The 18,036-nt window shown below is 69.7% G+C and carries 14 protein-coding genes; 2 read left to right on the plus strand and 12 right to left on the minus strand.

Annotated elements, in window-relative coordinates; all coding sequences use genetic code 11:
- Nucleotides 1-87: 87 nt before the first annotated feature.
- The 12 genes from ACWETB_RS10065 to eccCa form a co-directional block, all read right to left on the minus strand.
- On the minus strand, nt 88-1,578 hold the full coding sequence (locus ACWETB_RS10065) for an NAD(P)H-hydrate dehydratase (RefSeq protein WP_452210906.1): 1,491 nt from the start codon (nt 1,576-1,578) through the stop codon (nt 88-90).
- A gap of 6 nt (nt 1,579-1,584) precedes the next feature.
- Nucleotides 1,585-3,447 (minus strand): glutamine--fructose-6-phosphate transaminase (isomerizing), encoded by a 1,863-nt coding sequence (gene glmS / locus ACWETB_RS10070; RefSeq protein WP_452210908.1) that lies wholly within the window; start codon nt 3,445-3,447, stop codon nt 1,585-1,587.
- Between the two features lie 6 nt (nt 3,448-3,453).
- Complete coding sequence (locus ACWETB_RS10075) at nt 3,454-4,395, minus strand: alpha/beta hydrolase (protein ID WP_452210910.1); 942 nt, start codon at nt 4,393-4,395, stop codon at nt 3,454-3,456.
- A 10-nt stretch (nt 4,396-4,405) separates the two neighbouring features.
- Entirely contained in the window at nt 4,406-4,666 is a 261-nt protein-coding gene (locus ACWETB_RS10080) for a hypothetical protein (RefSeq protein ID WP_452210912.1), read from the minus strand.
- Nucleotides 4,663-5,691 carry a hypothetical protein gene (locus ACWETB_RS10085; RefSeq protein WP_452210914.1) on the minus strand — a complete coding sequence of 343 codons (1,029 nt, stop codon included), beginning with the start codon at nt 5,689-5,691 and terminating at the stop codon, nt 4,663-4,665. Before ACWETB_RS10085 ends, ACWETB_RS10080 begins: the two co-directional genes overlap by 4 nt.
- Nucleotides 5,691-6,041 (minus strand): hypothetical protein, encoded by a 351-nt coding sequence (locus ACWETB_RS10090; RefSeq protein WP_449743636.1) that lies wholly within the window; start codon nt 6,039-6,041, stop codon nt 5,691-5,693. Before ACWETB_RS10090 ends, ACWETB_RS10085 begins: the two co-directional genes overlap by 1 nt.
- A gap of 79 nt (nt 6,042-6,120) precedes the next feature.
- Nucleotides 6,121-6,816, minus strand: coding sequence for an HAD family hydrolase (locus ACWETB_RS10095; protein ID WP_449743635.1), 696 nt, complete (start codon nt 6,814-6,816; stop codon nt 6,121-6,123).
- 11 nt (nt 6,817-6,827) lie between these two features.
- Nucleotides 6,828-8,156, minus strand: coding sequence for a phosphoglucosamine mutase (glmM, locus tag ACWETB_RS10100; RefSeq protein ID WP_449743634.1), 1,329 nt, complete (start codon nt 8,154-8,156; stop codon nt 6,828-6,830).
- A gap of 1 nt (nt 8,157) precedes the next feature.
- Nucleotides 8,158-8,760 (minus strand): 30S ribosomal protein S9, encoded by a 603-nt coding sequence (gene rpsI / locus ACWETB_RS10105; RefSeq protein ID WP_452210916.1) that lies wholly within the window; start codon nt 8,758-8,760, stop codon nt 8,158-8,160.
- Complete coding sequence (gene rplM, locus ACWETB_RS10110) at nt 8,757-9,200, minus strand: 50S ribosomal protein L13 (protein WP_348802675.1); 444 nt, start codon at nt 9,198-9,200, stop codon at nt 8,757-8,759. The genes rpsI and rplM overlap by 4 nt, the downstream gene beginning before the upstream one ends.
- 204 nt (nt 9,201-9,404) lie before the next feature.
- Nucleotides 9,405-10,757: a type VII secretion-associated protein gene (locus ACWETB_RS10115; protein WP_452210918.1), complete on the minus strand. Its 1,353-nt coding sequence runs from the start codon at nt 10,755-10,757 to the stop codon at nt 9,405-9,407.
- Nucleotides 10,754-14,836, minus strand: a complete 4,083-nt coding sequence (eccCa, locus tag ACWETB_RS10120; protein WP_452210988.1) for a type VII secretion protein EccCa — start codon at nt 14,834-14,836, stop codon at nt 10,754-10,756. The genes ACWETB_RS10115 and eccCa overlap by 4 nt, the downstream gene beginning before the upstream one ends.
- Nucleotides 14,837-15,032: 196 nt before the next feature.
- Between eccCa and eccD the strand changes: the two genes are divergently transcribed.
- Both eccD and mycP read left to right on the plus strand, forming a co-directional pair.
- Nucleotides 15,033-16,586, plus strand: a complete 1,554-nt coding sequence (gene eccD, locus ACWETB_RS10125; protein WP_452210920.1) for a type VII secretion integral membrane protein EccD — start codon at nt 15,033-15,035, stop codon at nt 16,584-16,586.
- A gap of 1 nt (nt 16,587) precedes the next feature.
- Entirely contained in the window at nt 16,588-17,985 is a 1,398-nt protein-coding gene (gene mycP, locus ACWETB_RS10130) for a type VII secretion-associated serine protease mycosin (protein ID WP_452210922.1), read from the plus strand.
- The last annotated feature ends 51 nt before the right edge of the window (nt 17,986-18,036 follow it).

The raw sequence follows: 18,036 nt of genomic DNA on the forward strand, positions 1-18,036 counted from the left end.
GTCCGTCACTCTGCATCCCATCGTGACGCCGACCACGATGCGCGCCTGGAACGAAGCCGCTTCGATCGGCCGGCCGGCCCGAGGGCGTTACCGTCGCTGCTCGTGCTCACGACCGTGTGAGGTCAGCAGGTCGCGAATCGCCGGGCGCAGCGCCCCGAGCAGCGCCGACGCCCCGATGGGTGCTCCCCGCGAGGCCAGCGCGGCGGCGTGTGCGTGGACCCGCGCGGCGGCCGCACCGGCCCACGCCGGTGGCAGTCCCGCGGCCAGGAGCGATCCGGCGATCCCGGACAGCACGTCACCGGCGCCTGCGGTCGCCGCCCACGATGACCCGGCATCGTTGCCGTAGACGATCCCATCGGACTCGGCGACGAGGGTGATCCGGCCCTTGAGCAGGACCGTGACACCCCAGCGTCGGGCCAGTTCCCGCACGGCGGCGAGGCGGTCGGGGCCGACGGGTTCACCGGTCAATCGCGCGAATTCACCGGCGTGCGGGGTCAGCAGGGTGGGTGCGTCCCGGCCGACGACGAGGTCGTGGTGATCGGCGACGAGGGTCAGGCCGTCGGCGTCCACCAGCACCGGAAGATCGGTCGCCAGGACGGTCCGCAGGGTCTCCAGCGCGGCGTCGTCGGTGCCGGCCCCCGGCCCGATCGTCCACGCCTGCACCCGCCCGGAGTCGGCGAGATCGGCGACGGAGACGACCTCGGGGAAGTGTGAGACCACCTCGGCGTGGGCCGAGCCGACATACCGCGTCATCCCGGAGGTCGCCGACACCGCAGCACCCGAACACAGGATGGCCGCCCCCGGATACCGATGCGAACCGGCGATGATGCCGACGACGCCCTGGGTGTACTTGTCGTCGTGCGGCCCGGGGACCGGCCAGCTCTCGGCGATGTCGGTTTCGGTCAGCGCATACAGATGGGTGGCCCCTGTCGCGACTGCCGCGCCGGGCGCCGTCGGCTCCCCCTCGGCGTCCTGCGCCAACCCGATGTCGACGAGCACCACCCGCCCGCACTGCGGGGCGGCCAGCAGATGGACGTGGCGGCGCACCCCGAACGTGACGGTGATGTCGGCACGCACCGCCGGTGTATTCACCGCTCCGGTGTCGGCGTCGACGCCCGATGGCAGGTCCACGGCCACCACCAGGGTGCGCGGGTCGAGCGCGGCGAACACCGCCGCGGCCGCCGGGCGCAACGGTCCCCGACCACCGATGCCGACGACACCGTCGATGATCGCGTCGAGCCCCGTCGGCAGCACGTCGACGACGCGGCCGCCCGCTCGGCGGAGCGCGGCGAGCCCGCCGGGATGGGCCTTGCCGGGCGCGAGGAGCAGGGCACTCACCGCGACGCCTCGACGGACGAGCGCGGCCCCGGCGTAGAGGGCGTCTCCGCCGTTGTCACCGGCGCCGACGACCACCCCGACGCGGCGCCCGTGGCAGCCACCCGCGCGGGTGAACTCGTCGATCACCGCCTGCGCCACCCCGTGCGACGCGCGGCGCATCAGCGTGCCGTTCGTCAGCAGGTCGCCGGTCGCGCGTTCGGCCTCGCGGACCCGTTCGGCGGTGACGTAGGTGACCGGCATGGCTGCCTATTCGACGGTGACCGACTTGGCCAGGTTGCGGGGCTTGTCGACGTCGTAGCCGCGCGCCTGCGCGACGCTGGCGGCGAACACCTGCAGCGGGACGGTGGAGACCAGCGGCTGCAGCAGCGTGGGCGTCTTGGGGATCGGGATGAAGTGATCGGCGACGGCGCGAGCCGAGTCATCGTCGGGTTCGGCGATGACGATGGTCCGCGCACCTCGTGCCTGGATCTCACGGATGTTGCTGACCATCTTCGAATGCAGCACGGCACGACCGTCGGCCGACGGCATCACGATGATCACCGGCAGGCCGTCGTCGATCAGGGCGATCGGTCCGTGCTTGAGCTCGCCGGCCGCGAAACCCTCGGCGTGCATGTAGGCGAGTTCCTTGAGCTTCAGCGCACCCTCGAGGGCCACCGGGAAGCCGACATGGCGACCGATGAACAGCACGGTGTTGTGGTGGGCCAGCGATCGGGCGAGCTCCCGGACCGGTTCCATGGTGCCGAGGACGTCACGGACCGCATCGGTCATCGCTTCCATCGCCGCGAACTCGCGGGCGACCTCGTCGGAATACTTGGTGCCGCGGGCCTGCGCGAGCGCCAGCCCCACCAGATAGGCGGCGGCGATCTGCGCCAGGAAGCACTTGGTGGAGGCCACCCCGATCTCGGGGCCGGCGTGGGTGTAGAGCACCGCGTCGGACTCGCGGGGGATCTGCGCGCCGTTGGTGTTGCAGATGGCCAGGACCCGCGCCTTCTGCGTCTTGGCATGCCGGACCGCTTCCAGGGTGTCGGCGGTCTCACCGGATTGTGAGATCGCCACCACCAGGGTGGATCGGTCGAGCACCGGATCGCGGTAGCGGAACTCGCTGGCCAGTTCCACCTCGACGGGAAGTCGGGTCCAGTGTTCGATGGCGTACTTGGCGAGCATGCCGGCGTGGTAGGCGGTGCCGCAGGCCACCACGAAGACCTTGTCGACGTCGCGGAGATCCTGATCGGTCAGCCGCTGCTCGTCGAGCACAATCCGCCCCTCGTCGAGGTGACCGAGCAGGGTGTCGGCGATCGCGGCGGGCTGCTCGGCGATCTCCTTGAGCATGAAGAAGTCGTAGCCGCCCTTCTCTGCGGCCGCGAGATCCCAATCGATGTGAAAAGGCTTGCCCGCCTGCGGATTCTGATCGAAGTCGGTGATGGTAAAACTGTCCGCGGTGATCACCACGACCTCGTCCTGCCCGAGTTCGACGGCGTCACGGGTGTGCTCGATGAACGCCGTCACATCCGAGGCGACGAACATCTCGCCGTCGCCGACGCCCACCACCAGCGGGGTGGATCGTCGCGCGGCGACGATGGTGCCGGGGTGGTCGGAATGGGTGAAGACGAGCGTGAACGCCCCCTCGAGCCGACTCAGGGCGGCATACGCGCTGGCCACGAAGTCGCCGGCGGTGGCGCCGTGGGCGTAGTCCCGCTCGATCAGGTGGACCGCGGTCTCGGTGTCGGTGTCGGAGCGGAACTCGATGCCGGCATCCTCGAGTTCGGCCCGCAGGGGGGCGTAGTTCTCGATGATGCCGTTGTGCACCACCGCGATCTTGCCGTCGGTGCTGACGTGTGGATGCGCGTTGCGGTCGGTGGGCTGCCCGTGGGTGGCCCAGCGGGTGTGTCCCATGCCGGTCGTCCCGGCCAGCGACTCCCGTCCCACTGTGGCGATCTGCTTGTCGAGGTTCTCCAGCCTGCCGGCCTTCTTCTCCACCGCCGTGTGACCACGGCCGTCGAGGATCGCGACCCCGGCGGAGTCGTATCCGCGGTATTCCATCCGTCGCAGTGCTTCCACCACGATGTCGAGGGCATCACGGCTGCCCACATATCCGACGATTCCACACATAGAAGGTCAGGGTACCGGGATTCTGCGGGCGATCCGGCCACGCTGATTGCGCGGTTTGGCGCCCAACAACCGTGACACGTGATCCAGCTCGCCCTCCGGGGTCTCCGACGGTTCGCTGACCACGGTCTTCTTGATGACTTCCGAGGCATCGGCGAACCCGGCATAGCGGTCGTCACCGGCCACCGCATGCAGCAGAAAGCCCGTCGTCAGCGCGCGGACCTGCGTGTGGGTCACCCTGTCGGCACCGTTGATGCCGAGCAGCGATTTCGGTGAGCGGTGTTCGAGGAATCCCTTGCTGGTGGCCCCGGGCAGGGTGCGCAAGACCACATCACCGCCGTAGGCCTGCGCCAGCGGGCGGGCGTTGGCGTCGAACGTGTCGAGGGCGGTACCGGCCGCGAGAACCAGACCGGACGCGCGGACCTGCGCCGCGGCGGCCGGGAGTATCGGGGTCGTCGGCGCGGGGAAGATCGCGACCACACCCGACGTCGACACGGCCGGTTGGCCGAGGACGACCTCGTCGGAGGCCGCGATCACCGCGGCCGCGGCCCCGAAGCCGTGGCCGAGAAAGCCGATGCGGGCCGGATCCGCGGTCACGGTGCCGTCGCCGAGGGGCGCGTAGGACACGATGGTGGCCGCCGAGCGCATCTCGGCGGCCAGACCCACGTCGGATGCGAACGGTCCGCGTTGGCCCTCGGGTACCGCGACCACGAAGCCCCAGGACGCGAGGTGATAGAGGAAGTCGCGATAGCGACCGGCCCCGGTGAGCCAGCCGTGCCCGAAGGCGAGCACGGGTCGTCGGGTGCCGTCGGCGGGCGCGAATACACGACCCTCGATGCCGACGATGCCGAGACCACCGGCGAGCACGCGATGCGGACCTCGCCGGGTCAGCTCCTTCATCAGCTTCACCGGGGGCGTGGAAGGTTTGCGGGAACGCTTCTTGCCGGGCACGTGTGACAGCCTATGCGTTCGGACGGCCCCGATGGGGACTGGCCTCGGACATGTCCGCGGGCAGCAGGATTCGGGGGGTGGCGGTGTCGCAGGCGTCCGCCGCGGCCTGCAGTTCGGTGCGCAGGTCCGCGACCTCGTTGCGGCGGATCTGCTGGTGTTCGCCGAGTTCGGTGGCCAGACGCAGCGTCGCCTCACTGAACCGGCGTGACTCCGCGGTCACCGTGGCGACGGTCCGGCGCGCGATCATCTCGATCTGCTCGGCGGCGTTCACTGATCACCCGCCAGTGCGAGGTCGGATTCCGGAAGCGTCGACGACGGGGATGGTGCCGGAGAAGGCGGCATCGGCGCGTGACCTCCCAGCGCTTGGCCGGGTTGCCCGGACTTGGATATGACACCGGAATCTGTTGCCTGACCGGATGTTTCGTCAGGAACGGCCACTTCTGACTTCTGCGCCGTGAGTGTCAGCGGTACGTCTGCCGACATGTCGTTCGGGGTCTCGATGTCCTTCGGGGTCGGGTGCCCCACCGCCGACGCGTCGATGCCACCGCCGACGCCGTGGATGACGTCGTCACCGGTGTGCACCGCGACCGTACTGCCGCGGTCGCCGGGTTCGTACCCATCGGCCGTACCGCCCGCACCCGCCAGACCCGATTCCGCCCGCGCGTTCGACGGCGGTGACCAGGCGCCGACCGAGGTGGCCAGCTGCTCGAGGATGGCCGAGATCCCGGTGCGGGTGGAATCGGCCGTGGTGTGCAGAAGACGCACTCGAGCGCCGATGTCGGCGGCGACGACGGTCAGGGGCACCCGACCGGACAGGACGGCGGCGGGGAGTTCGCCCGGCGGGACACCGGCGATCAGCGGCGTGGACAGTCGCGCGACGGTCAGATACCAGGTGCGAAGGACCTGATCGATTCCCGACGCCGCCGCGGCCGTCGCGTCGGCGACCGAACGCAGAGCCTGCAGATCGGCCTCGGCGCGCCGCTGATGGTCGACGGCCAGGGTCATCGCCACCGCACCGGCACCCGACGACCAGGCGTGATCGAGTCGGACCTGCTGTTCGGGGAGCCGATGCCACAGATCGGCGACCACCCGGTGGACGGTCTGCAGGCGATGCGCATCGGCGGACAGCCGGGCCAGGTCGAGGGTCCCGACCTCACGCAGTGTGGTGCGAACGTCGTCGTCGGCGGGCACCGTCACCCCGATGGTGCGCCCGACGCCGAGAACCGTCACCAGGTCCTCCACACCCGCGACGGCCCGATCACGCAGCGCCGCAAGGGTTTCTGGCTCCCGAACCATCAGGACGCCGGCTCCGGATCGGCGGATGCGGCCACCACCCGGGCCGCCTCGGCATCCGCATCGGCGAGCGTCGCCAGGCCGTGGGCCAGGATGTCGGCCAGCCGGGCCGCCGATGCGGCCTGCGCGGCGAGGCCCTGTGCGAGCGCGCGGCCCATCTCGCCGACCCGTACGCCGAGGTTGTCGGCCACCGCGTGATCGGGCAGGTCGCCACACCCGCTACTGCTCCACGCACCGAAGTCGTGCGCGGTCAGGTCATCGGTGGCGGCCGTCAACACGTGCGACGCACGCCGGTAGAACGCGATCACCTCGGCCACCTCATCCGCATCGACCGCGACATTCGACGATTCCACGTGGTCCCCCTCCCGTCGTCAGACGATTGTGACCCACGATCCCCCATCTGTGCCGGAGGAATCCACAACTACCGGTACTTCAGTGCAGCAGGCCGTGCGCCCGGATGGCGTCGGTCAATGCGCTCGGACGCCCGGCGACCGGGACGTCGTGCACGAGTTCGAAGGCGCAGCCGATGCGCGTGGCACCGCCGTCGGCTTCGGCGCTGTCGCCGATCATCAGCGCGTCGTAGGCCGGCACGCCGAGCGGTTCGAGGGCGGCGCGGAAGATCCGTGGGTTGGGTTTGATGGCGCCGACCTCATACGACAGCGCGAAGGCACCGATCGTGTCGGAAAGTCCGTGCAGGGCAAAGACTTTCCGGAGATCAAAGGCGATGTTGCTGACCACGCCGACCGGCACCGATGCAGCGGCGAGTCCGGTGAGCACGGTGGTGGTGTCACCGAACGGCACCCACGAGTGCGGGTCGAGGACACGTTCGTAAAGCGATTCGGCGTGCCCGGGAGTACGCAGTCCGGATGCCCGGAGCACCGCGAGATAGGCGCGGCGATGCTGTTCGGGGTCGAGATCGCGGCGTTCCCAGGCGATCCGATCATCGTCGACGATGTCGGCGGGCAGCCCGACGGGCTGGGTCATCCGGCGCATCAGTTCGGCCTGGGCGTCGACGTGCAGTGGCTCACCATGCTCGTCGTGCAGGTCGGCGAACCACTCGTCACGAGCCTCGAACCGGAACAGGGTGCCGGAGAAGTCGAACAGGACGGCCTTCGGTGCGCCGCTCATCACCCGCGGCCTCAGGCACCCGCGGTGGCGACGACGTCGGCGACACGCGCCGCGATGGCGTGTGCCAGTTCGGCGGTCGGCGCTTCCACCATCACCCGTACGAGTTGTTCGGTTCCCGACGGCCGCAACAGGATTCGGCCCTGATCGCCGAGCTCGGCCGCCGCCGCGGTGACCGCCTCGGTCACCGAGACCGCCACGGCGACCGCGTGTTTGTCGGCCACCCGCACGTTGATCAGTTCCTGCGGCAACGTCGTCATGACGCCGGCCAGATCGGCCAGACGTGTGCCGCTCTCCACCATTTCGGCCATCAGCAGCAGACCGGTGAGGATGCCGTCGCCGGTGGTCCCGGAGCCGGGGACGACGATGTGCCCGGACTGTTCGCCGCCGAGTGAGTAGTCACCGCGGCGTAGTTCCTCGAGCACGTACCGATCGCCGACGGCGGTGGTGTGCAACGCGATTCCGGCCTCGCGCATGGCGATGTGCAGTCCGAGGTTGCTCATCACGGTGGCGACGAGGACACCGTCCCGCAGACGCCCGTGGCGATGCATGGCGCTCGCCAGGATCGCCATGATGTGGTCGCCGTCGACGAGTTGGCCGGTCGAGTCGACGGCCAGGCAGCGGTCGGCGTCACCGTCGTGGGCCAGGCCGAGGTCGGCGCCGTGCTCGAGCACGGCAGCCTGCAGCTTACCCATGTGGGTGGAGCCGCAGTCCTCGTTGATGTTGATGCCGTCGGGATCGGCGTGGATCGGGATGACCGTGGCACCCGCGGCGGCGTAGACGTGCGGCGCCACATGTGAGGCGGCGCCGTGCGCGCAGTCGACGACGACGGTCAGCGCGTCGAGTCGCACATCGATCGCGGCGGCGAGGTGACGGGCGTAGCGGTCCTGGGCGTCCGGCGCGTCGGACAGTCGACCCACGCCGGCACCGGTCGGGCGCGGCAGGTCACCGTTCATCGCGGCCTCGATGCGATCCTCGATCTCGTCGTCGAGTTTGTGTCCGCCGGCGCCGAAGAACTTGATGCCGTTGTCGGGCATGGGGTTGTGCGATGCGGAGATCATCACACCGAAGGCGGCGCCGTAGTCGGCGGTCAGGAATGCGATCGCCGGGGTGGGCAGCACACCCACCCGGATCGCGTCGACGCCGGAGGCGGCCAGTCCCGCGCAGACCGCGGCCTCGAGCATCTCGCTGGAGGCGCGGGGATCGCGACCCACCACCGCGCGGGGGCGTGGGCCGGTACCGAGAACGAACGCGGCGGCCGAGGCCAGGCGCAACGCGAGCTCGGAGGTGAGCTCGGCGTTGGCCAGGCCTCGGACGCCGTCGGTTCCGAAGAGGCGTGCCAAGTCAGCGCTTGGAGTACTGCGACGCCTTGCGGGCCTTCTTCAGGCCGTACTTCTTGCGCTCGACCGCACGCGGGTCACGCGTCAGGAAGCCGGCCTTCTTGAGGGCCGGGCGATCCTCCGGGGTGACCTCGATGAGGGCACGGGCGATGGCCAGACGCAGCGCACCGGCCTGGCCCGAGGGGCCGCCACCGACGAGCTTGGCGTAGATGTCGAACGACTCGGTGCGCTCGACGGTGACCAGCGGGGCCTTGATCAGCTGCTGGTGCACCTTGTTCGGGAAGTACTCCTCGATGGTGCGGCCGTTGAGGGTGAACTGGCCCGAACCGGGAACCAGACGCACCCGCACCACGGCCTCCTTGCGGCGGCCGACGGTCTGGATCGGGCGGTCGATGACGACCGGCGCACGATCCACGGCCGACTCGGCGACGACATCGGTGTCGGCGTCGTAGTCGTCGGAAGCGGCCTCGACCTCTTCGACGGCCTCGACGGCCTGCTCGACGGCGGTCTCGGCGGCAGCGGTGTCGTCACCGGCAGCGGCCTGGGCCTCGGCGGCATTCTCCACGGCGGCCTCGACGGCCTCGTCGGAAATGTTCTCGTTGGTCACTGGGCCACCTGCTTGATCTCGAAGGGGACGGGCCGCTGCGCGGCGTGGGGGTGATTCGGGCCGGCGTACACCTTGAGCTTTGACGCCATCGCGCGTCCCAGCTTGGTGTGCGGCAGCATGCCCTTGATGGCCTTCTCGACCACGCGCTCGGGGTTGGATTCGAGCAGCTCGGCGGTCGTCTGGACCTTCAGGCCACCCGGATGCCCGGAGTGCCGGTAGTTCAGCTTGCGCTCGGCCTTGTTGCTGGTCAGGGCGACCTTGTCGGCATTGATGATGACGACGAAATCGCCACCGTCGACATGCGGGGCGTAGGTCGGCTTGTGCTTGCCGCGGAGCAGGTTCGCGCTCTGCACGGCCAGCCGGCCGAGCACCACGTCGGTGGCGTCGATGACATGCCACGTGCGTGTGATGTCACCGGCCTTCGGGGTGTAGGTAGGCACAGTTGGTCCTCAACTTGTCTGTGATCGGTGCTGGTCAGGCACGATGGCAGAGGTTGTTCCGGCGACCAGTGGGGACCCGGGCCTCGACTACCCGCATACCACGACGGCATGAGGGTGCCACGCACCAGCGATCCAGAGTACGGGAGCGGCCCATCAGGGTCAAAACGCCGTCTGAGCTGGCCGGTAAGGGCACCAGAGCGGGAACTATCGGGCGGCGATCCGGGCCGATTCAACCGCCTGCACGCAGGGCCCGTCCACCGATTGGCCGCCGGTGCCCGCCTGACATCCGATGCTGACCTGAAGATCATGTTCGACCAGGACGTACCAGCGGATCGGTGCGCCGGACGCCGGTGCCTCGCGGTAACTGATCACATCCCGGCCGGCGAACCGGGTCGAGGGCGAGAACTCGCTGACCACGTCGTCGCCGCGCTGTCCGATCCGGTTACCCATGCTCACGCCCACCGACGCCGGTGTCGATCCGGCGCGGACCGGCGATTGCACGAGGATGAGCCGGGCGCCGTCGTCGGGGGCGACGAAGACGGTGCGTGACTGGGATGGTGACCGGGTCGTCGGTGACGCCGGCGCCGAGCCCGTTGCCGGCGGGTCGTCGCGGTGCCAGGCGGATGGGATCAGCATCGACGTGCGGCCCACCGTGACGGCCAGCGGTGCGGGCGGTGGTGATTCGTCGGTCTGGACGAGCCCCACCAGCCCGGCGACCGCGACGACGATCACCGCGGCCATCGCCGCGGCGGCCCAGGCCCACCGCCGTCGACCGGCGCGAGAGATACTCGGCATCGGCTCCGCCGCGGCGTCGGCCCAGGCCAGGTCGGTGGCGGCGGATCCCGCCGAGCCGGCCGTCGACGGCTGCCGGGTGACCAGGCGCCGGTCGACCCGCACCACCCGACCGGCGACGGTGTGGTCGGTGATGGTGTCGACTGCTCGGGTCACCTCGGCCGCGGTGGCCCCGTCGACGAACACGGCTTCGACACCGTCGTCGATCACCGCCGCGACCGCGGCGGAATCGGTCGCGTCGCCGACCGCGCGCAGGATGCCGCTCGCCTCGATCTCCCACCCGGTCGGGATGCGGCGCAACCGCTGCACGTCCCACCGGGGAGAGCGGCGCCCGTCGTCATGGTCGGGAAGGGCAGTCGTCTCCACGACCGCGCACCGCGAGACGGTGACGTCGGCGTGGGTGCGGGCGATCTGCACCGCGCGGGGCAGCACGTCGATGTCGGTCGGCACCATCGCCGCGGCGCTGCGAAGCACCCCGGTGCGCACAGATCCCCAGGTGCTGGGGTGGGTGAGGATCAGTGGAGTCCATCCGACCGACTCGGCGATCGCCGCAATCACCGCCGCCCACCGCGCCGGGGTCGGCGCGGCGACACCGTCGACGACGATCGTGTCGGCGTCGATGGCGTTGAGCAGCGCGGACACATCCGGGCCCGCCCCCGCATCGCCGAGGACCACCTGTCCGAAGGCGAGGTCGACGACGGTCGCCCGCCGGGACACCACCGGCGCCGGCGGATCGGCTCGCGATGGCGCCGTCGTCGCGGTCACGAGGACACCTGATCGGAGATGCCGACCTGGATCATCTCCGCCGGCCGGCTGCGTGAGATCAGTTCACCGCGCCCGGGAACGAGTCGCTGCAATCGCGAGCGTCCGGTGATGTAGCCCTCGTCCCGGTCACCGCTCATCAGCAACATGTCGCAGGACAGGTCGCGCAACCGGGCGATCACCGGATCGAACATCGCCCGCCCCAGGCCGCCGGATCGGCGTGCGAGAACGATGTGCATCCCGATGTCACGGGCGTGGGAGGCCAGATCCAGCAGGGGCAGCATCGGATTCGCAGACGACGTCGCGACCATGTCGTAGTCGTCGACGATGACGTAGACGTCCGGGCCCGACCACCAGCTGCGGTCCTTGAGCGCATCCACCGTGATGTCCTCGGGTGGAAGGCGCTGGGTGAAGTAGCCGGCCAGTTGGCGCATCATGGCCGTGGCGTTGTCGTTGGAGCTGGCATAGCCGGCGAGATGGTCACCGGAGATCAGGCCGAGCATCGTCCGCCGGTAGTCGACCAGCACGATCTTCACCTGTTCGGGTGTCGAACCCGAAACCAGGCCGGCCACAATGGTTCTCAGCAGCGTCGTCTTGCCGTGCTCGACGTCGGCAAACACCATGAAGTGCGGCTGTGCGGCGAAATCCAGTATCACCGGTGCCAATTCGAGTTCGCCGAGGCCGATGGCCACCTGAGTGACCGGCAGTGATCCCCGTTCGGCCGTGACGCGTTCGGCAACGTGGGACATCAGGATCTCGGTGCCCAGCGTGCGTACCCGCATCGCCCGACGGTCACCGTAGGCCAGCGAGATGGCGTCGATCGCCATCTGCGCACCGACCGGGAGCGACGCGGGCGAAGAGTCGCCATCGAGCCGCGGCAGCGCCACCAGCAGGTGCATCTCGTCCGGGCTCAGACCGCGGCCCGGGCGGTTGTGCGGAACAAGTGCGGCGGCCCGGCGCCCGACCTCGGAATCCATCGCATCACCGAGCCGCAGTTCGAGACGACTTCCGATGAGGTCACGCATCGCAGGCCGGACCTCGGCCCACCTGGTGGCCGTGATCACCAGGTGGACACCGTAGGACAGCCCCTGCGCGGCGATCATGGAGATCTGCTCCTCGAGGAATTCCATCTCGCCGCGCAGCACGCCGACGCCGTCGAGCACCAGGAAGACGTCGCCGTGCGGGTCGTCGGCGAGCGGATCGTCAGGGTCGGTCCGTCCGGTGCCCGCCCAGGCGGCCCGGCGCTGTCGATAATCCTGCATCGACTCCAGACCGACCCGCGCGAAACGCAATTCGCGGGCCCGGACGACTGCGGCCACCTCGGCGACGGTGCGACGAACCGCATCCATGTCGGCGCGCGTGGCCACCGACCCGACGTGCGGGAGCCCCGCCACCCCGGCGAGCGAACCACCACCGAAATCGAGGCAGTAGAACTGCACCTGCTCGGGTGTGTGCGTGGCCGCCGCGGCCACGATCAACGTGCGCAGTGCCGTCGACTTGCCCGACTGCGGTCCACCCACGATCGCGACATTGCCTGCGGCCGCGGACAGATCGAGGACGTGCACGTCCCGCCGCTGATCGAAGGGTCGGTCGATGATGCCGATCGGCACCCGCAGTGCGCCCGGCGGTGCGGGCGCGGAGTAGTCGCGGTCGCCGACGAGTGCGTCCACGGTGGGCGAGGAGTCCAGGGGCGGCAGCCAGACCTCGTGAGCCGGCGGACCGAATCCGACGATACGTCCCACCAGCGTCTGCAGCAGCGTGGGCACCGTCACCGACCCACCGTGCCGCGCAGCAGGATTCGGCACTCCGGCACCGGGCTCCAGATGATCGGGCACCGGCGTCGCCGGTGGGGTCTCCTCGAGCAACGCGGCCGCATTGTCGAGGACCGAACCCACCACCGGCGCACTCTCGGGTGGCGGCGGCCCATCCAAGGGCACAGGTAGCGCGGTGAAGACCTTCATGCGGGCGCGGGGAGCCCGTCCGTCGATCGCACCGAACTCGTCGGGCGAGCCGAGCGCCGGTGGGTGATACGGACCCGACACATAGGAGGTGTTGAAGCGGACCGGTTCACCGGAGTCGGCCTTGAGATATGCCGAACCCGGCACGCTCGGCAGATGATAGGCGTCCGGAACGCCGAGCACCGATCGTGACTCGTTGGCCGAGAAGGTCTTCAGTCCGATCCGATACGACAGGTGCGAATCGAGCCCACGGAGTTTCCCCTCCTCCAACCGCTGCGAGGCCAGCAGCAGATGGATGTGCAGGGACCGTCCCAGACGGCCGATCGCGACGAACAGCTCAGCGAAATCCGGCTTCTGAGAGAGCAATTCGGAGAACTCATCGACGACGATGAACAACGCCGGAAGCGGTTCGAGGGGCGCCCCGGCCAGCCGGGCCTGTTCGTACTCGGTGACGTTGGCGAAATTCCCCGCCGAGCGCAGCACCTCCTGCCTGCGGTTCATCTCCCCCGAGAGGGCATCCTTCATCCGATCGACCATCGCCAGCTCCTGCTCCAGGTTGGTGATGATCGCCGCCACGTGCGGGCTTCGCTCCAGACCCAGAAAGGTTGCGCCACCCTTGAAGTCGACGAGAACGAGATTGAGCTCGGCGGGTGAGTGGGTGGCCAGCAGGGCCACCACGAGGGTCCGCAGGAACTCCGATTTCCCCGAGCCCGTCGCGCCGATGCACAGGCCGTGCGGCCCGGTACCGCCGTGGGCGCTCTCCTTGATGTCGAGTTCGACGGTCGAGCCGTTCGGGGTGTAGCCGATGGGCACCTGAAGTCGTTCCCGCCCGGATCGTCCGCGCCAACCCGACGCCGGATCGAATCGCGACACATCGTCGATGCCGAGCAGCGCGGGCAGACCCGGGTCGACGGCGGTGGCCTCCGCGTCGAGGCTGGCGATGCTGGCCGCCGACGCGAGGCGGTAGCGCGCCAGACGTCGGGCGACGGCCTCACACTCGGCGATCGACAACGCGTCCCTCGTAGCGAACTCCTCGACGCCGAATGCACTCCGCGCGGACACCGTGCCATCTCGAACCACCAGGGACAGACCACGTCTGGCGGCCAGACCGTCGGCGGGCGCCGTGAGATCGACGACGGTGACACCTTCCATCCCGGCATCGTTGATCAGCCGTTCGCCGCCCTCGATGAGACCATCGTCGATGATGACGACGAGGTGGGGCCGGCCCGGGGTGGGTGGCGCCGAGCGGCTGAACCGGCCACGCTCGGACAGGTCGGTGGCCAGCGCGAGCTCCAGATCGCCCAGGCTCGGGAAGATCATCCGCATCGGACCGATGGCGTCGGCCAGACGCGGATGACCCACGTGCGGGAGCCATTTGGCCCAATCCCATGCCTCGCCGACCGGATCGGCAGTCACCACGGCCACCCGCAGGTGATCCGGACCGTGGAAGACACACAGTTCGATCACCATGGCCCGCACCAGGTCCCGGGTATCCTGCCGGGCACCCTCGATGTTGAGGGCCGGGAAACCCCGCAGCGACACCGCCGTCGGCAGCCGGTGGACCGCCGAATGGGTACGGACGAACCGGCGCAACGCCACCATCGACACCGGTTCGATGTCCTCGAGCGGCCCGGTCTCCGGCGGGACCAGTCGCGTCGCCAACCGTTGCGTGCCGACACCGACACGGACGTGGGCGAAGTCGCTGTCGGTGGGACGCCGCTCCCACATCCGCCGGCCACCGATGACCTCGGCCAGCGACCGCGGGTCGGGATGGCTCCAGGACAACGCCACGCGCTGGGCTCGGGCGGTCTCGTCGACCTGGCCCCGCAGTTGCGCCAGATACCGGAAGTAGTCCTTGCGTTCCTCGTTGAGTTCGGCCGCCTTCTTCCCACCGCTACGTCCGCCGGCCGCGAACATCCCGAACATCGACATCAGCATCATCAGGGGAAACATCATGAACAGGGGGTTGGAGACGATATTGCGTCCACCGGTGGCGAACATCAGTCCGACCATGCCCAACACCGCAACGATCATGACCACCGGCAACAGCTTGACCAGCAGGTTGCCGGGCACCACGCGGGGCACGTCCGGTGGTTGCGCGATGTTGAGTTCACCACCGGGCATGCGGGGTGGCGTGATACGCGGTCGCCGCACGAAGCCGTCCGTGAGCACCAACCAACTCCCCCTCGTCAGTCCACCCGTGCGACCATCTCCGCGCCGTCGTGACGGGTCGGGTTATCCACCGCCGGCAGTGGCCCGGGTCACCCGGACCGTGATGTCCGGTTATGGTAACTGCGAACCAGCGGGGAGGTAGCGGTAGATGTCACTTGTGGATACACGATCAACGGGGCACCCGGTCCCATCGATACCGCCGGATTCCGCACCGTCGGCGGACACCCCCACAGTCGAGCCCACGATGGTGCGGGTGTCGGTGCTCGGTGGCAACACCCAGATGGACGTGGCACTCCCGGCCGGTGTGCCCATCGCCGCGCTGATGACCGATCTCATCGCCCACATCGAATCCCGCAATCCCCGGCGCAGCCGGAGCGACGACCCGGATGGCGAAGCGGCGTCGGAGGGTTCGCGACCCGACGATCACCGTCACCGGTGGACCCTGTCGCACATCGGCCGACACCCACTGCCCCTCGAGCGGACGCTGGCGGAGTGCGGGGTCCGCCACGGCGACCTGCTGGTGATCTCCCGGCTGCGTACCGGCGAGGCACCGGTCCTCTACGACGACGTCGTCGACGCGGTCGCGCGGCTCAACGAGTCGCATTTCGCCAACTGGTCTGCACGTGCCGCCCGGATCCTCGGTTTCTCCGCGACGATCCTCGCGTCGCTGGTCGCCGCGGTGAGCCTGTGCGGCATGCGTGCCGAGCACAGTGACTGGTGGCCGGCGATCCCGGCCGCGCTCTGCGCCGTCGCACTGATCACCGCATCGACGATCGTGGCGCGTCATCGTCGTGACGGAGCCACCGCCGCGGCGTTGTCGGCGGCCGCGATCCCGCCCGCGTTCGCGGCCGGGATGCTGGGCGTGCCCGGCACTTTCGGCTCCGCCGGAGTGAGCTTGGGGTTCGCCAGCGCACTGGTGTGTGCGGTGATCTCCTATCGATGTTCGGCCGCCGGGCCGGTGATCCACAGCGCGGCCATCACGGCGTCGATACTGGGTGGTGGTGCCTGTGTCGCCGATCTGCTCCTCACCGCGCCCGGTGGTGACGTGGCGGCGGTGACCGCGGTGGTCGGCCTGGTGGTGATCGGCCTGGCGCCACGGCTGACCATCGTGCTCGCCAAACTGCCGCTTCCGCCCGTGCCGACGGCCGGGGCGCCCATCGACATCGACGACGCGGAGCCACCCCCGACCATCGAGGGGATCGGCGCGATCGGCGCCATCGCCCTACCCAAAACCGATGCACTGGAACGTCGTTCGTACCTGGCGAACGCCTACCTCACCGGGATCGTCGCCGGATCGACGGTGATCACGGCGGTCGCCGCCGTTGTGACGGCCACCCCGTGGACCGGAATCGACTGGCGGTCGATGTCGCTGGCGATGATCGTCGCCGTCGTACTGTGCCTGCGCGGGCGGTCGCACTCCGATCTCGCGCAGGCCGCCACCCTGATCGCCGGCGGGTGTCTGACACTGGCAACAATCGTCGCGTCGTGGGCGCTGGGCCCGGGGATGTGGCCGCTCGTTGGTTTCGCCGTGGGTGTCCTCGCCATGATCGTCGCCATGATCGGCGGGGTTGTGGCTCCGCGACACGCGTTTTCGCCGGTGATGCGTCGGCTGGCGGAGCTCGCCGAGTATGCGCTGATCGCCGTGATCGTGCCGTTGCTGGCATGGATTCTCGACCTGTATCAGACCGTCCGGAATCTGTGAGATGACCTCGGACACCGCGCTGGGTACCCGGCGTGTCCTGGCCGCAGCGCTCACCGCGGTGATTGTCGCACTGGGCGGCGCGTCCCCGGCGACGGCGCTGACACCACCGGTCATCGACGTGGGTGCACTCGTGCGTTCGGCGCCGGTGGCACCGCCGGAACGCACCGAACAGCGGACCCTCTGCGCGCGGCCTCTCACCGCACCGTCCCCCACCCGGGTCTCGCCCGCGCAGCAGATGATGAATCTCGATGACGCGTGGCGGTTCTCCCGGGGCGCCGGGCAGCGCGTCGCGGTGATCGACACGGGTGTGTCGCCGCACCCGCGCCTGTCACGACTCCGGGGCGGCGGCGATTACGTGTCGTCCGGCGACGGCCTGTCCGACTGCGACGCGCACGGGACGCTGGTCGCCGGAATCATCGGCGCCGCACCGTCATCCGACGACGCCTTCGTCGGGGTCGCGCCCGATGCCTCGATCATCTCAATCCGGCAGTCGAGCGCGGCATTCGACGCCGCCGACCGCCGGCGGGAGGACTCCGATCCCGCGGTCGGCGGTGGCTACGGGTCCGTGTCGACACTGGCGAACGCGGTTGTGCGGGCGGTCGATCTCGGTGCCACGGTCATCAACATCTCCGAGGTGGCCTGTTCGTCCGCCGGCGATCGTCCCGCCGATCGAGCACTGGGCGCGGCCGTCCGCCACGCCTATGAACGCAATGTGGTGGTGGTCGTCGCCGCGGGCAATCTGTCACAGGGATCGGCCTGCGCACAACAGAATCCGCCGCCGGATCCCGCCGACACCGCGGGCTGGGGTTCGGTGGTGACCGTGGCGAGCCCCGCCTGGTTCTCCCCGTACGTACTCACCGTCGGCGCGGTGGACGCCGGTTCGGGTACCCCGAGTTCCTTCAGCCTCCACGGTCCGTGGGTCGACGTCGCCGCCCCGGGGACCGACATCGTCAGCCTCGACAGCACCCCGCGCAGTTCCGCGCTGGTGAATGCCCTGCGCAGCGACTCCGGCCCGGTCCCGGTGCTGGGCACCAGCTTTGCCGCGCCCTACGTCGCCGGGACCGCCGCGCTGATCCGCGCCCGCTACCCGCAGCTGTCGGCGGGACAGGTGATGGACCGCATCATCGCCACCGCCCACGCCCCCGGGACCGGACACGATCAGGCCATCGGTTACGGCGTCATCGATCCGGTGGCAGCCCTCACCGCCGAGCTCGGTCCCGCCACCGAGGCGGTCTCCTCGACGCCGATCGCCGCCCCGGCTGCCCCGCCGGCCACCGACCACACCGCCCGCAACGTCGCCCTGATCGGCGTGGCGGCGGCCGTCGCGCTCGTGATCGTGGTGCTCGCGCTGTCGTTACCGCATCGTCGCGTCCGCCGACTCGAACCCGACGAGTACTGAGCGGCCGGCTCCCGAAGCTGCGCGCGCAACTCCCATCTGCACGGAATGCAT

It is taken from the genome of Gordonia sp. NPDC003950 (genome assembly GCF_053605205.1).